The 13,331-nt window shown below is 69.7% G+C and carries 15 protein-coding genes; 4 read left to right on the top strand and 11 right to left on the bottom strand.

The annotated features are described in order from the left end of the window. Window positions 1-23: 23 nt before the first annotated feature. Both CGQ25_RS01035 and CGQ25_RS01030 read right to left on the bottom strand, forming a co-directional pair. Window positions 24-758, bottom strand: coding sequence for a hypothetical protein (locus CGQ25_RS01035; RefSeq protein ID WP_208711409.1), 735 nt, complete (start codon window positions 756-758; stop codon window positions 24-26). A 16-nt stretch (window positions 759-774) separates the two neighbouring features. Then, complete coding sequence (locus CGQ25_RS01030; protein WP_208711408.1) at window positions 775-1,509, bottom strand: DUF5058 family protein; 735 nt, start codon at window positions 1,507-1,509, stop codon at window positions 775-777. Between the two features lie 195 nt (window positions 1,510-1,704). Here CGQ25_RS01030 and CGQ25_RS01025 point away from each other — a divergent pair, with 195 nt between their 5' ends. Next, window positions 1,705-2,061, top strand: a complete 357-nt coding sequence (locus tag CGQ25_RS01025; protein ID WP_208711407.1) for a non-heme iron oxygenase ferredoxin subunit — start codon at window positions 1,705-1,707, stop codon at window positions 2,059-2,061. A 36-nt stretch (window positions 2,062-2,097) separates the two neighbouring features. Here CGQ25_RS01025 and CGQ25_RS01020 read toward each other — a convergent pair whose 3' ends face one another. Further along, on the bottom strand, window positions 2,098-2,910 hold the full coding sequence (locus tag CGQ25_RS01020; protein ID WP_208711406.1) for an IclR family transcriptional regulator: 813 nt from the start codon (window positions 2,908-2,910) through the stop codon (window positions 2,098-2,100). 49 nt (window positions 2,911-2,959) lie between these two features. On the opposite strand from CGQ25_RS01020, the gene CGQ25_RS01015 reads away from it, so the two are divergent. Further along, window positions 2,960-4,303, top strand: coding sequence for an aromatic acid/H+ symport family MFS transporter (locus CGQ25_RS01015; protein ID WP_208711405.1), 1,344 nt, complete (start codon window positions 2,960-2,962; stop codon window positions 4,301-4,303). Between the two features lie 90 nt (window positions 4,304-4,393). Here the strand turns inward: CGQ25_RS01015 and CGQ25_RS01010 are convergent, their stop codons facing one another. After that, complete coding sequence (locus CGQ25_RS01010; RefSeq protein ID WP_208711404.1) at window positions 4,394-4,822, bottom strand: DUF3151 domain-containing protein; 429 nt, start codon at window positions 4,820-4,822, stop codon at window positions 4,394-4,396. 19 nt (window positions 4,823-4,841) lie between these two features. Continuing rightward, on the bottom strand, window positions 4,842-5,864 hold the full coding sequence (gene fbaA / locus CGQ25_RS01005) for a class II fructose-bisphosphate aldolase (RefSeq protein WP_208711403.1): 1,023 nt from the start codon (window positions 5,862-5,864) through the stop codon (window positions 4,842-4,844). A gap of 181 nt (window positions 5,865-6,045) precedes the next feature. On the opposite strand from fbaA, the gene CGQ25_RS01000 reads away from it, so the two are divergent. Continuing rightward, on the top strand, window positions 6,046-7,506 hold the full coding sequence (locus CGQ25_RS01000; RefSeq protein ID WP_208711402.1) for an HNH endonuclease signature motif containing protein: 1,461 nt from the start codon (window positions 6,046-6,048) through the stop codon (window positions 7,504-7,506). 203 nt (window positions 7,507-7,709) lie between these two features. Continuing rightward, a complete protein-coding gene (locus tag CGQ25_RS00995) occupies window positions 7,710-8,897 on the top strand; it encodes a TerC family protein (protein ID WP_208711401.1) in 1,188 nt (395 codons plus the stop codon). A 46-nt stretch (window positions 8,898-8,943) separates the two neighbouring features. Here CGQ25_RS00995 and CGQ25_RS00990 read toward each other — a convergent pair whose 3' ends face one another. From CGQ25_RS00990 to CGQ25_RS00965, 6 genes are all read right to left on the bottom strand, one after another. Continuing rightward, window positions 8,944-9,927 (bottom strand): ribokinase, encoded by a 984-nt coding sequence (locus CGQ25_RS00990; RefSeq protein WP_208711400.1) that lies wholly within the window; start codon window positions 9,925-9,927, stop codon window positions 8,944-8,946. Between the two features lie 10 nt (window positions 9,928-9,937). Beyond that, the gene (locus CGQ25_RS00985) at window positions 9,938-10,504 is read right to left on the bottom strand and encodes a dihydrofolate reductase family protein (protein WP_208711399.1); all 567 of its coding nucleotides are present in this window, start codon (window positions 10,502-10,504) and stop codon (window positions 9,938-9,940) included. 45 nt (window positions 10,505-10,549) lie between these two features. Then, window positions 10,550-11,218, bottom strand: a complete 669-nt coding sequence (locus CGQ25_RS00980) for a haloacid dehalogenase type II (RefSeq protein WP_208711398.1) — start codon at window positions 11,216-11,218, stop codon at window positions 10,550-10,552. A 71-nt stretch (window positions 11,219-11,289) separates the two neighbouring features. Continuing rightward, window positions 11,290-11,847 carry an NADPH-dependent FMN reductase gene (locus CGQ25_RS00975; protein WP_208711397.1) on the bottom strand — a complete coding sequence of 186 codons (558 nt, stop codon included), beginning with the start codon at window positions 11,845-11,847 and terminating at the stop codon, window positions 11,290-11,292. Between the two features lie 103 nt (window positions 11,848-11,950). After that, window positions 11,951-12,532: a TrmH family RNA methyltransferase gene (locus CGQ25_RS00970; protein ID WP_255405704.1), complete on the bottom strand. Its 582-nt coding sequence runs from the start codon at window positions 12,530-12,532 to the stop codon at window positions 11,951-11,953. A gap of 111 nt (window positions 12,533-12,643) precedes the next feature. After that, a complete protein-coding gene (locus CGQ25_RS00965; RefSeq protein WP_208711396.1) occupies window positions 12,644-13,318 on the bottom strand; it encodes a GntR family transcriptional regulator in 675 nt (224 codons plus the stop codon). Window positions 13,319-13,331 lie beyond the last annotated feature (13 nt).

Raw genomic sequence — 13,331 nt, 5'->3', positions numbered from 1 at the left:
GCACGGGCGCGGTGGGGCTGTCGTCAGTGCCCGACGGACGAGGCGGCGGCGGAGGGCTGCCCGTCCGCGGCGCGGGAGCGGGCGAACCACGCGAGGATGATCGTCGCGGCCACGGCCAGGAGGGTCCCGTAGAAGCTCAGGGCCGGAACCAGCGGGATGAGCACGTAGGTGATGAGCGCGGCGACGACGGCTGCGACGATCGTGATGCGCATGTTCTTCATCGTCACCACGGCCTGCACAGTGACCGCGCCGAAGACCGCCGGGAGGATGTAGAGACGGGCGACCGCAACCAGGCCCGGCGGGAGGACGCCCACGAGCCACGTGCCGAGGACCCCGACCAGGATCACGAGGGTGACGATGTGGATGAAGGCTGCCCCGATGATGGCCGCTCCGGCGATGAGCTCGGCCCGTCGCGTGCCGGGCTTCTCGTCGAGGTCCGCCTGTGCCACGAGGGCGGAGGGCAGGAGCTTGTTGGCGATGTTGCCGATCATGAAGGCCTGGTACATGGCCGACCGGCCGAGGACCGGGTAGTACGAGATGGGCTCGATGACGGCGATCACGCCGAACGTCGCGACGACAAGGCCGACAGCCGTCCACAGTTCGCCGCCCGTGATGCCGAGGCCGGTGCCGAACGCGGCGAAGAGCGCAGCGCCGAGGGAGATGAGGAAGCCGAGGCCGAGGGTGATCGGGCCCCAGATGGACGTGGTGCGGTCGAACTGGGCGAGCCCGCTGAGCCGGGTGCTGGTCTGGGTGGACATGGTTCTCTCCTGGCTCTTACTTGGCGGTCACGAGGTAGGCGATGACGAGGGCGACGAGGATTGCGATCCCGAGACCCCATTCGCGCAGCCACGGCTTCTTGAAGTACTTGGCCCCGAGGAGGCAGAGCCCCATGACCCCCGCTGAGGACAGGAGCGTGACGATGTGGATCGGGGACTTGACCGTCTCGGCGAGCGCCAGCGAGAAGAAGGCGCCGAGGAGCGCGGCGGCGGGCACGATCGTCATGACGGCGGGGTTGACCTTGCGCAGCGTCTTGTCGCCCTTCGACAGGATCGGCGTGAGGACGAGGGCGGTGAGCATCCAGACCAGGCCGCCGAGGGTCATGGCCGCGAAGCCGATCGCGAAGACCTTCTGGGTGTAGGTCGGGCCGCCGAGCTGGGCGTGCTGGCTGCCGGCGGCGATGCCTGCCGCGGCGACGTCGAACGCGGCCGAGCCCACGAGGCCGATGCGGGTGAGGACCGCGGGCGTCGAGAAGAGCGGCAGGAGGGAGATCGCCACGAGGGCAACCGCGAGGGACGGTCCGATCGCCGCGATGGCGCCACGGCGGACGGACCCGGTCACCTGGGCGTTCGTCAGGTTGGCCTCGGGTGCCGCCTTGCGGATGGCCCGCAGGTAGATCACGGACTGGAGGATGATCACGGCGAAGACGCCCGCTGCGGCGATCCACAGGAGCGGGTGGAAGGACACGGGGGTGATGTCGGTGGACCCCGGGTCGACGGCGAGCGGGTGCATGGGACTCCTTGACGGTGATGACCGGAAACCTGCGGTGAGGATCTGTGATGTCCAGAACACTTCACTGTGATCTGGGGCATTTCGGATTTACTCAATGAAACGGTTTCAAATGTCCGAAGTCAACAGTCTTGCCAAAATTCCGCCGGCCCGTCCCCCTCGTCGCCCGGCGAGCCCCTGGTCGATAGAGTTGGGCGCATGAGCGAAGGAATCGTGGTCGGCGGCACCGATGAGATCGAAGAGGGCACCGCCAAGGTCGTGGAACCCGAGGAGTCCGGCTTCAGCGAGGCGATCGCCGTCTTCCATGCGGAGACGGGCTGCTTCTTCGCGCTCAACGACACCTGCACCCACGAGGAGGCCTCCCTGGCGGAGGGCTGGATCGAGGGCGAGGAAGTCGAGTGCCCGCTCCACTCGTCGAGCTTCAACCTCCGCACGGGCAAGGTGACCTGCCTCCCGGCCACCGAGGACACGCGCACGCACCGGGTCGAGGTCCGCGACGGCCAGGTCGTCCTCTTCCCCGGCACCGACGCCGATCCGGAGGCCTGCGCCAAGTAGCTCCGCGGCAGCGCGCCGGGTTCCGGCCAGCAGAACCTAGCGCGGCTCGGTGATGCCGGCGTCGTTCAGGGCAGCCGCGACGGCGGCGCAGCACGCACGGAGAGCGTCGCGCGTCGCGGGCTCCTCGAGCACCGAGGCGCGGGAGCGGGGCGTGCTGATCGAGAGCCCGAGCCAGGCGCGGCGAGGTGACCCTCCGGCGTCGTACTGGAGGACGGCTGCGCCCATCGCTGCGATGTCCGCCTCAGTGCGGCCGATGTTGACGGCAACACCGGTCTCGCGCACGGTCGCGAGCTCCGCCTCGAGCGCGCGGAACGCGTCTTCCCCGAGCTGTTCGCCGGACATCCGCGCGCCCCGGCCCATGTACAGCTGGCGAAGGGTCCCGAGGTCGAGCGTCGCGAGCATCGCCTTGCCGCCGGAGGAGAGGCTGGCCGGCAGCACCGTGCCTGTCCGGTCCCCCACGCGCAGCAGTTGGCGCGACTCCGCGCTCATCAGGAACCGCACGCTCGTGCCGAACCTGACCATGATGTTGACGGTCTCCCCCACCGTCGCGGCAAGCTCCTCGAGGTGAGGCGCGGCGAGGGCGACCACCTCCTGGAGCCGCCCATGCCGCGACGCCCCCGAGAGCACGGGGCCGGCGGTGTAGCGCCGCGCTTCGTCCTGCGCGGCGAAGCCGCGGTAGACGAGCGTCGCGAGGAGCCTGTGCGCGGTCGACGGCGCCACGCCCAGCCGCTCGGCCGCCTCGTTGACTCGGATGGCCCCGCTTTCCTGCAGCAGGAGGATGAGCTGGAGGGCGTTGTCGACGGACTCGATCGCGTAGGCGGGCTTCTTGACGATCTGGAACTTCTGCACAACAGAATTCTATGGCCTGTGTGAGGCGGGGCACCTCATCCTGAGATGCATGTCCTCTAGCGTTACCACTCCCGCGTCCGGCAACGAGGCCGGCCAGACCCGTCCCGGCTCATCACCCCGGCGAGGCAATGCCGTCATCGCCGTCATCATCTGCTGGGCCATGGTCGTCTTCGACGGCTATGACCTCATCGTCTACGGCACCGTCCAGAACAACCTCATCGAGTCCACCGGTTGGGGCCTCAACGCCGCCTCGGCCGGCACGATCGGCTCGATGGCCTTCATCGGCATGATGGTCGGCGCGGTCTTCGCGGGCCGGCTGTCGGACACGTGGGGACGCCGGAAGGCCATCGTCCTGTGCACGGTCATCTTCTCCGTCGCGACCGTCCTGTGCGCGTTCGCCCCCAACGCCGCCGTCTTCGCCGCGCTGCGACTCGTCGCCGGCCTCGGGCTCGGCGGCCTCGTCCCCTCCGCGAACGCGATGGCGGCGGAGCTCATCCCCTCGAAGTGGCGCGGCTCGATGGCCACCCTCATGATGTCGGGCGTTCCGATCGGCGGCACCGCCGCGGCCCTGCTCGGCCTCTGGATGGTCCCGTCCTTCGGATGGCCGTCGATGTTCCTCGTGGCGATCATCCCGCTTGCCGTATTCGTTCCGCTGGGCCTGAAGTACTTCCCCGAGACCCTCGGCTCGTCCGCGCACGAGGCCGGCGCCTCCCCCGCAGCTTCGTCCGCACCGTCCACCGCAGAGAGCACGACGCCGCGCAGCGGCTTCCGCGGCCTCTTCGGCAGCGGCTTCGCGTTCCTCTCGGTCCTGTTCGCGGCGTCGACGCTCTTCACCCTGTTCGCCTGGTACGGCCTGGGGACGCAGCTGCCCAAGATCATGCGTGATTCCGGCTCCGATCTCGGCCCGGCGCTGACCTTCACCATCGCGCTCAACCTCGGCGCCGTCGCCGGGTCGATCATCACGGCGTGGGCCGGTGACAAGTTCGGCACGGTGAAGGTCTCGGTGGTTGCCGCGTTCCTCGCAGGCGCAGCCCTCGTCGCGCTCCTCGTGGCGCCGGCATCGAACACGGCCTTCGTCTACGCGGCCCTCGTCATCGCCGGCGTCGGGACCCACGGCACCCAGTCGCTCGTCATCGGCGCGATCGCTTCGCACTACCCGAGCGCGCTGCGCGGCACCGCACTCGGCTGGGCCCTCGGCGTGGGCCGCATCGGCGCCGTGCTCGCGCCGCAGCTCTCCGGGCTCATGCTGGCCAGCAAGACGGTTCCGCCGTCGATGAACTTCCTCCTCTTCGGCGGAGCCGCGCTCATCTCCGCCGTGCTCCTGGGCGTCGTCGCCGCCCGTGACTCCCGGCGTCGCGCCGCGGCCGTCGCTGCTCCGGCGACAGTGGCCTAGCAACCTGGGTACGAAAAGCGCGTGGCCGGCTTCCTTCGGGAAGCCGGCCACGCGCCGTCGTGCGTTGTCCTGCCCTAGCGCTGTCTGGCCCTAGCTGGCTGCGCCCTCGATGGCGGCTTTCGCCGTGGGGTCGGAGCCCTCGAGGAAGGCGGCAATCCGCTCGGGCTCGCCCTCCTCGCCGATCGCGGAGGCCGCCCGTCCGAGCGCGTAGAGCGCGCGGAGGAACCCGCGGTTCGGCTCGTGCTCCCACGGAACGGGCCCGGCGCCGCGCCAGCCGCTCCGGCGCAGCGCGTCGAGGCCGCGGTGGTAGCCGACTCGGGCGAAGGCGTAGGACTCGATCGTGCGGCCCTCATCCCAGGCCTCCTCAGCGAGGACGGCCCACAGGAGGGACGACTCGGGATGCCTGGCCACCAGGTCGAGGGCCGGCCGGCCGAGGGCGAGTCCTTGGTAGACCTCGTCCTCGGCGGGAAGCCTCGTGGGCTCGGGGCCGAGGAGGTTGGTGCGGAATGTCTCGCTCATCGCTGCCCCTGCGCCCGGCCTACTTGACGGACTTGCCGGCGGAGCCGAGCTGCTGGGCGGCCTCGACCACGCGCGCGGCCATGCCAGCCTCGGCGAGGGCGCCCCACACGCGGGGGTCGTAGGTCTTCTTGTTGCCCACCTCGCCGTCGACCTTGAGCACGCCGTCGTAGTTGGCGAACATGTGCCCTGCCACCGGGCGGGTGAAGGCGTACTGGGTGTCGGTGTCGATGTTCATCTTGATCACGCCGTAGGAGACGGCGTCCGCGATCTCCTGCTCGGAGGAGCCGGAGCCGCCGTGGAAGACGAGGTCGAACGGGTTGTCCTTGCCGATCTTCGCCCCGACCTGAGCCTGGATGTCCTTGAGGATCTCGGGGCGGAGCTTGACGTTGCCCGGCTTGTAGACGCCGTGGACGTTGCCGAACGTCAGGGCAGTGATGTAGCGGCCGTTCTCGCCGGCGCCCAGCGCGTCGACCGTGGCGAGACCGTCGGCGACGGTCGTGTAGAGCTTCTCATTGATGGCATTCTCGACGCCGTCCTCCTCGCCGCCGACCGCGCCGATCTCAACCTCGAGGATCATCTTCGCCGCGGCCGTGCGGGGCAGGAGCTCCTTGGCGATGCGCAGGTTCTCCTCGAGGGTCTCGGCGGAGCCGTCCCACATGTGCGAGTTGAAGAGCGGGTCGCGGCCGGCCTTGACCTCGGCCTCGGAGGCCTCCAGCAGCGGCAGGACGAAGCTGTCGAGCTTGTCCTTGGGGCAGTGGTCCGTGTGCAGGGCGATGTTCACGTCGTAGCTCTTGGCGATCTCGCGGGCGAACGCCGCGAAGCCCAGCGAGCCGACCACCATGTCCTTCACCGACGCGCCGGACCAGTAGGCCGCACCGCCGGTGGAGACCTGGACGATGCCGTCCGAGCCGGCCTCCGCGAAGCCGCGGATCGCGGCATTGAGCGTCTGCGACGAGGTGACATTGACCGCCGGGAACGCGTAGCCGCCAGCCTTGGCGGAGTCGATCATCTCGGCGTACTTCTCGGGGGTAGCGATAGGCATTGATGCTCCTCGGCAGTGGCTCGATGGGATTCACGCGGGGTGCGTGGTTGGGCCACTGCCCATCCTAGCGAGCGGGCCCGCACGGGCGAGTTTCAGGATTTCAAGATGACAGGCATGCACGACGGCGGTGGGCAGCTCCCGCTAACCGGGGGTGGGGCGAGTGGCGGGGACCGCAGACCGAGTGGCCGGTGAACTGACCTTCATCTCCCGGCACCCCGAGTCGCTTCACGGCTTCATCGAGCTCGATCCCCGCGCCCTCGACACCCCTGCAGGTGTGGCCAAGGGACTGCGCGCCCTCGCAGAGTTCGAGGCATTCAGCGCAAGCCTTCGCGCGCTTCTGGTCGACAGGCAGAACCAGCACGTCGCCGACCATCCGTTGGAAGGACGCAAGGGTCAGCCGGAACGGCTCGGCGGAGAGGTGGCCCATGCAGCCGCCGTCTCAGAGATCGCGGCACTCCAGAACACCTCGGAAGCGGCTGCCGCCCGCACCCTCACCTTCTCGGTGGCACTCGTCAACACGCATCCGGCCCTCCACGAGGCGCTGGCAGCTGGGGACATCACGGAGTCGCACGCGCGAGCGGTCGTCGACCAGGCCGCGACCCTGCCTGAACGGGTTGCCGAGGCGTTCGGCATCGAGGCGCTCGCCCGCCTCCGGACCCAGAAGGGGCGGATCCGGACGCCGGGCGAGTTCCGCTCGGTCGTTCGGGATCTGCGCGAGAGGCTGCATCCCGAGTCGATCACCCGGAGGAGGGAGGCTGCGCGCGAAGACCGCCGCGTGTGGCTCCAGCCCGACGAGGACGGGATGTGCGTCCTGTCTGCGCTCCTGCCGGCGGAGACAGCCCGGGCGGCCTACGAGCGCCTCGACGGCGCCGCGCGCGCCGCACGGGATCGCGACGGCGAGCATCGGACCCTCCAGCAACTGCGGGCCGACGCCCTCCTCCAGCTCTGCTTGGCGGGCCATGTCGGCGAGGCACCTCAGCCCAGCGAGGCCCCGCTGTCCGGCGAGCCCATTCCGTCGCTCGAGCAACTGCTCTCCCGAGTCGCCGCGGAAGTCGTGGTCCACATCCCGCTGGCGGTGGCACTCGGCGCGTCCGACGACGTGGCCTACCTCGACGGCTATGGCGTCATCGATGCGACCACCGCCCGGCTCTTGGCCGCCGCCGCACCGACCTGGCAGCGCCTGTTCACCGACGACGAGGGAGTCCCGGTCAAACTCGGACGGTCCACCTACCGGCCTCCGCCCGGACTCGTTCGCTTCATCCAGTACCGGGACGGCACATGCGTGGTCCCGGGGTGCACAGCCGCGGCGAGGCGTTCCGAGATAGACCACACGATCGAGTGGCAGGACGGCGGCGCAACCGATGCAGACAACCTCGCCCTCCTGTGCACCAAGCACCACGCCCTGAAGTCACTCGCGGTGTTCCGCCTGAGGCGGTCCATGCCGGATCACGGCGGGAGGCACATCGGCGAGCCGCCGAAGGTCAGCGGGGACCTTGTGTGGAAGAGCCTCCTCGGTGAGGAGTACCCCGCCGAGCCGGCGGACCGGACCCACATTCTCGGGCCCCGGCCCGCTGCACCCACGGCTGCTCCCGTGGCGTCGCCAGCACCCGCCACTGGAGCCTGCGCCCCGCCGCCCTTCTGATCCAGGATGCCTTCCGATCCCAGGCGGCTTTTGCCCTCGGCCGCAGCCTGCCTGTAGCCTAGGAAGTGCGCAGGGGAGTATCCCAAGCGCTGCATACGTCAACACGTCGGGCGCCGGAGCCCGGCCGGGTGCAGCGGCCATCCCATCGGGGTGGTGGAGAGACTTGTGGCGATAACGCCTACCTGCGAAAGGGACATCTTCCCATGTCTGTATCCCCACTTGTCTGGGGCGTCACGATCGTTCTGATCCTGGCCCTGCTGGCTTTCGACTACTTCTTCCACATCCGCAAGGCCCACGTGCCGACGCTCAAAGAGGCAGCGGTCTGGTCGTCGATCTACGTCGGAGCGGCCATCCTCTTCGGCATCGCGGTCCTGGTCTTCGGCGGCCCGTCCATGGGGTCCGAGTACTTCGCCGGCTTCATCACGGAGAAGGCCCTCTCGGTCGACAACCTCTTCGTGTTCCTCGTGATCATGGCGAGCTTCCGGGTTCCTCGTGAGGACCAGCAGAAGGTGCTGCTGTTCGGCATCGTCTTCGCGCTCATCGCGCGCACGGCCTTCATCTTCCTCGGCGTCGCACTGATCAACAGCTTCTCGTGGATCTTCTACGTCTTCGGCATCATCCTGCTCATCACCGCGGGCAACCTGCTCAAGCCCGAGGACTCCGGCGACGACGAGGCGGACAACTTCATCATCCGTCTTGCCCGCAAGTTCCTCCGCACGTCGCAGCACTACGACGGGGACAAGCTCTTCACGGTCGAGAACGGCAAGCGCGTCCTGACCCCGATGCTCCTCGTCATGGTGGCAATCGGCGGCACCGACCTCCTATTCGCCCTCGACTCGATCCCCGCCATCTTCGGCCTCACCCAGAACCCGTACATCGTCTTCACGGCCACGGCGTTCTCGCTCATGGGCCTGCGGCAGCTGTTCTTCCTCCTCGACGGGCTGCTGGACCGCCTGATCTACCTCTCGTACGGCCTCGCCGCGATCCTCGCGTTCATCGGCGTGAAGCTGGTCCTCCACGCGCTGCACGAGAACACGCTGTTCTTCATCAACGGCGGCAGCCATGTCCCGGTCTTCGAAATCACCACCGGCCTGTCGCTCACCGTCATCATCGGCGTCCTGGCCATCACGATCTTCGCGTCGCTGTTCAGCAAGGCCGGCAAGGCGCACGCCGCGGTCAACAACGCCCGCCGCCATGCCGAGAGCTACCTCGACCTCGAGTACACCGCGGACCTTGCCGAGCGCGAGCGCGTCTACCAGGAGCTCATGGACGAGGAGCAGTCGATCCTCGCCATGGACAAGAAGTACCGCGACAAGGTGAAGGACATCGAAGAGATCCGGGCAAAGGTGGCCGAGGCCCACGCCGCGCACGCGGAGTTCACCGCGAAGTAGCGCCACCACCTGCCCACGCACGACGGCGGGCGGTCGCCCCGGAGGCCTATGGCAGCCGCGGGCGGCCGCCCTTCGTCGTCTGCGGGAGCTGCTGGCTGACCACCTTCTCGCGGGTCGGATACGATCTCTGGGCGCCCCTCGCGGTCGTTGAGAGCGCCGAGGCGACAGCGGCGTAGCGGGCGGCGTCCCCAAGCGAGTCTCCGGCGGCGAGGCGTGCTGCGAGCGCACCGGCGAAGGCGTCCCCCGCGCCGGTGGTGTCGACCGGCTCGACCGGCAGGGCCGGAACCCTCTCGACCCCTGCCCGGCCCGCGCCGCCCCTCTCGCCCTCGAGCACGACGGCGCCTCCCGCGCCCAGCGTGACGACCGCCCTGGCCGCGCCCACCTCGGTGAGGCCGCGAGCGATCGGCGCCCACGCGGCGTCGTCCGCGGAAGCCGGCGGGAGAGGCGCCCCGGCGAGCAGCTGGGAAGCCTCGTGCGCGTTGACGAGCAGGACGTCGACGGCGGCGAGGAGCTCGGACGCGAGCGGGCCGAAGGGCGAGGCATTCAGGATGACCGTGGCACCTGCCTCGCGGCCAGCGAGCGCGGCAGCGAGAACCGCTTCGCGGGGCACCTCGAGGCACAGGCACACCGCTCTGGCACCGCGGAAAACCTCACCGGCTTCCGCGACGTCCTGTGCCGAGAGGCGCCCGTTGGCGCCGGCCGTGGTGACGATCGTGTTCTCGGCCGCATCGTCAACCGTGATGATCGCCATTCCGGAGGCCTGGTCCGCGAAGGTGCGCACATGGCGCGCGTCCACGCCCGCACCCGTGACCGCATGTCGGAGCATGGCGCCGTTGGAGTCATCCCCAACCGCGCCGACGAGGGCGACGCCGGCCCCCGACAGGCTCGCCGCCACCGCCTGGTTGGCGCCCTTTCCTCCGGGCCCGACCTCCGTGGCCGTGCCCGCGATCGTCTCCCCGGGCGCCGGAAGTCGGCGGCAGTAGACCGTCAGGTCCGCGTTGAGGGACCCGACGACCACCACGGCGGCCACAACTGCCCCGTCAGGCCTGCCCCGGCGCGGCGGCGGGGCCGTAGCAGAGGTGGACAATCCCGTTGGAGTACGCCTCCGAGGACTTGAGTGCCAGCCGCGCGGCCTCGCCGTCCTCGCCCCAGAGTCGCTGCCCCTTGCCAAGGGCGATCGGGTAGACGAAGAGGTGCAGCTCGTCGACGAGTCCGTCGGCCAGGAGCGCCCGGACCAGCTGCCCGCTGCCGCTGATGTAGATGCTTCCCTCGGCGCGGGCCTTGAGGCTGCGGATCGACTCCGGGTCGTAGGTGCCGAGTGCGGTGGAGTTGTTCCAGTCGACAGCGAGCTCGCGCGAGGTGACGACGTGCTTCGGCGTGTCGTTGAAGAACGGAGCCCCGGGATCATCCTCTGCCGTGCGGGTGGACCACGCGGGTGCGAACATCTCGACAGTACGGCGCCCCAGCAGGATGTCGCTTGCCGAGGCGGTCAGCGCGCCGACGGCCTCTTCCATCTTCGGATCCCACGGCCACCATTCGACAGTCCAGGACGGGTCCTCGAACACCCCGTCGACGGTGATGAACTCGTGCACCTTGATCTCACCCATGGAGGCAGACTATCCGGATGCACCGACAGCCGTGAGTGCCGAGGGCTACCGGAGCGCGCCCCGAAGCTCTCCGACGGATGCCACCGTGAGATCCGGCGCCGCGAAGTAGCTCGGGTATGTCCCGCCCCCGCGGTTGATCCACGCTGCGTGGAGGCCTGCGCGCCGCGCTCCGTGGATGTCCCACGGGTGGACAGCGACCAGGAGCAGCTCGTCAGGGCTGGCATCGCACGCCTCCGCGGCATATGCGTAGGCCCCGGGGTGGGGCTTCCACGCGGGGGCCTGCTCGACGGACAGCAGGCGCTCGAACTCGTCGCGGATCCCGGCCGAGGCGAAGAGCGCCTCGGCGACCGTGGCGGAGCCGTTGGTGAGGGTCACGAGGCGGTAGCCCGCAGCGCGAAGGGCGCGCACGCCGTCGACCACGTCGGGGTGAAGGGGCAGATCGCCCATCGACGAGGCGAGCCGCCTGGCAGCCTCCTCGGGCTGGGCCACGCCCGCGGCGTCGAGCATCGGCGCGAGGACCTCCGCGCCGACGGCCGCGAAGCCGGCCGAGTCGCCCGTCGTGGAGAGCGCGAACCCGTCACGCAGCAGGCTCGCGAACCACTGCTTCGCGAGCTGGGCGGGAGCGCCGGCGTCTGCGAAGCGCTGCCCCATCGGCGACATGTCGGACAGTGTCTCGTTGACATCGAAGACGATGACGCTCGGATGGACGGCCATGGCTGCAAGTCTGCCAGCGCGCCCTCGCCGCACGCCACCGTCCGCGGCCACACCGTCCGCGGCCAGGTGGTTCACTCACGGGTCGGTTGGAGCGCCCTCGCCCACGCCGTGACTTGGTCGAACAAGGGTCCCAGCTGCCCCTCGGCGGTCTGGCTGGGAGTGAACGCCGTGTAGTCACGGAAGTCGGTGGCGAAAGGCAGCGCAACCTGTGCCCTGACATCGGCCATCTGGAGCTCGCCCGCAATGAGCCGCAGGTTTTCCACGGCCCGGACACCGCCCGAACTGCCGTAGCTGACGAAGCCGCATGCCTTGTTGTTCCATTCCGCGTAGAGGAAGTCCAAGGCGTTCTTCAGCGCACCGGGGACGGCGTGGTTGTACTCGCCGGTGACGAAGATGAACCCGTCGAACGGTGCCACGGCCCTGGCCCACGCCTTGGTGTGCTCGTGCGTGTACTGTCCCATCGACGGCGGCAGGGGCTCGTCGAGCAGCGGCAGATCGAACTCGGCGATGTCCAGCATGCCGAACTCCGCACCGCCGCGCTCCTGCGCGCGCGCAAGTACCCAATCGGCGACCTGACGGCTGCGGCGGGTCGGGCGGGTGCTTCCCACGACGACGGCAATCCTGATCACGAGCGCTCCCTTCTGCTCTGACCGGGCACTTCTCGCAGCAGAAAGATAGCGCGCGTCTCGGGCGCCGGGAAGGCTCGCCGACGTGACGCTCCAGCGCCTCCGGTCAGCCCACCCGCTGCCCGAACACCCACCTCCGCACCCACGCGTGCATGGCGATCGCCGCGGCGGAGGCGGCGTTGATCGAGCGCGTCGACCCGAACTGCTCGATCGAGAGCGTCGCGTCCGCCGCCGCGTGCACCTCGGGCGTGAGCCCGGGCCCCTCCTGGCCGAACACGAGCACGCAGCGGCGCGGCAGCTCGTAGGTCTCCAGCGGGACCGAATCGGGGAAGATGTCCACCCCGAGGATCGGCAGGTCCTCCCCGCGCGCCCATTCGACGAAATCCTCGACCGTGGCGTGGTGCCGTACGTGCTGGTAGCGGTCGGTGACCATCGCCCCGCGACGGTTCCAGCGCCGTCGTCCGATGATGTGGACCTCCTTGGCGAGGAACGCGTTCGCGGTGCGCACTACCGTGCCGATGTTGAGGTCGTGCTGCCAATTCTCGATCGCCACGTGGAACTCGTGGCGCCGCGTGTCCAGCTCGGCGACGATCGCCTCGTGCGTCCAGTACCGGTACTTGTCCAGCACGTTGCGGCGGTCGCCGTGCGCGAGCAGCTCCGGGTCCCAGTGGTCGCCTTCCGGCCACATCCCCTTCCACGGGCCGACGCCGACCGTCTGGTCTGGGTGGCCGTGCTCTCGGCCCTCCGCCTCGCGCACGACGCCGGCGCCCTCCTCGCGCTGTTCAGTCACCGGTCCAGACTAGCCGCGCACGGTCTGGGATTCAGTCGCGCGGATCGCCTCGACCACGCTTCCAAGGTGGACGAGCACCGCCTCAGCCGCCGCGGCGCCGTCGTGCGCGCAGACCGCGTCGATGATCTCCAGGTGGTGCGGGAGCAGGGCGCGGGGACGGCCCGGCTGCAGGGCGAGTCGGAACTGGAACTGTGCCGCCTGGCCTCGGAGCCGGCGGATGGTCGCGGCTGCGGTCTTCTGGCCGCTGATCTCGAGGATGGCGGCGTGGAGGGCCCGGGCGCATTCGGAGTACAGTTCCCGATCGCCCTCCGCCACAGCCTCGCGCATCCGCCCGGCGAGGGCTCGGAGGTCGGCCGCCTGACCGTCGGTGATGCGCTCCGCCGCTCTGCGCGCGCACAGGGCCTCGAGGGCGCCGCGCACCTCGGTGATCTCGACGGCTTCCTCTGCCGAGACCGCCCGCACGCGGGCACCCCGGTTCGGGAGCCGCTCGACGAACCCCTCCACGGTGAGCTCGGAGAGGGCAGCACGGACGGTGCCCCGGCTCGCGCCGTACTCGGCGGCAATGTCCGCCTCGATGAGGCGCTGGTTCGGCACGAGGTCGCCCGCTACGATCGCCGACTGCAGCGACTCCACGAGCTCAGCGACGGAAGGGCCGCGGCCTCGGGCCGCCTCAACCTCCACCATCGCCGCTCTCCTC

Origin of the sequence: Sinomonas sp. R1AF57 (assembly GCF_002224485.1) — a bacterium.
In the GTDB taxonomy this organism is placed as follows: Bacteria; Actinomycetota; Actinomycetes; order Actinomycetales; family Micrococcaceae; genus Sinomonas; species Sinomonas flava.
This window is presented reverse-complemented; position numbering and strand designations above follow the sequence as displayed.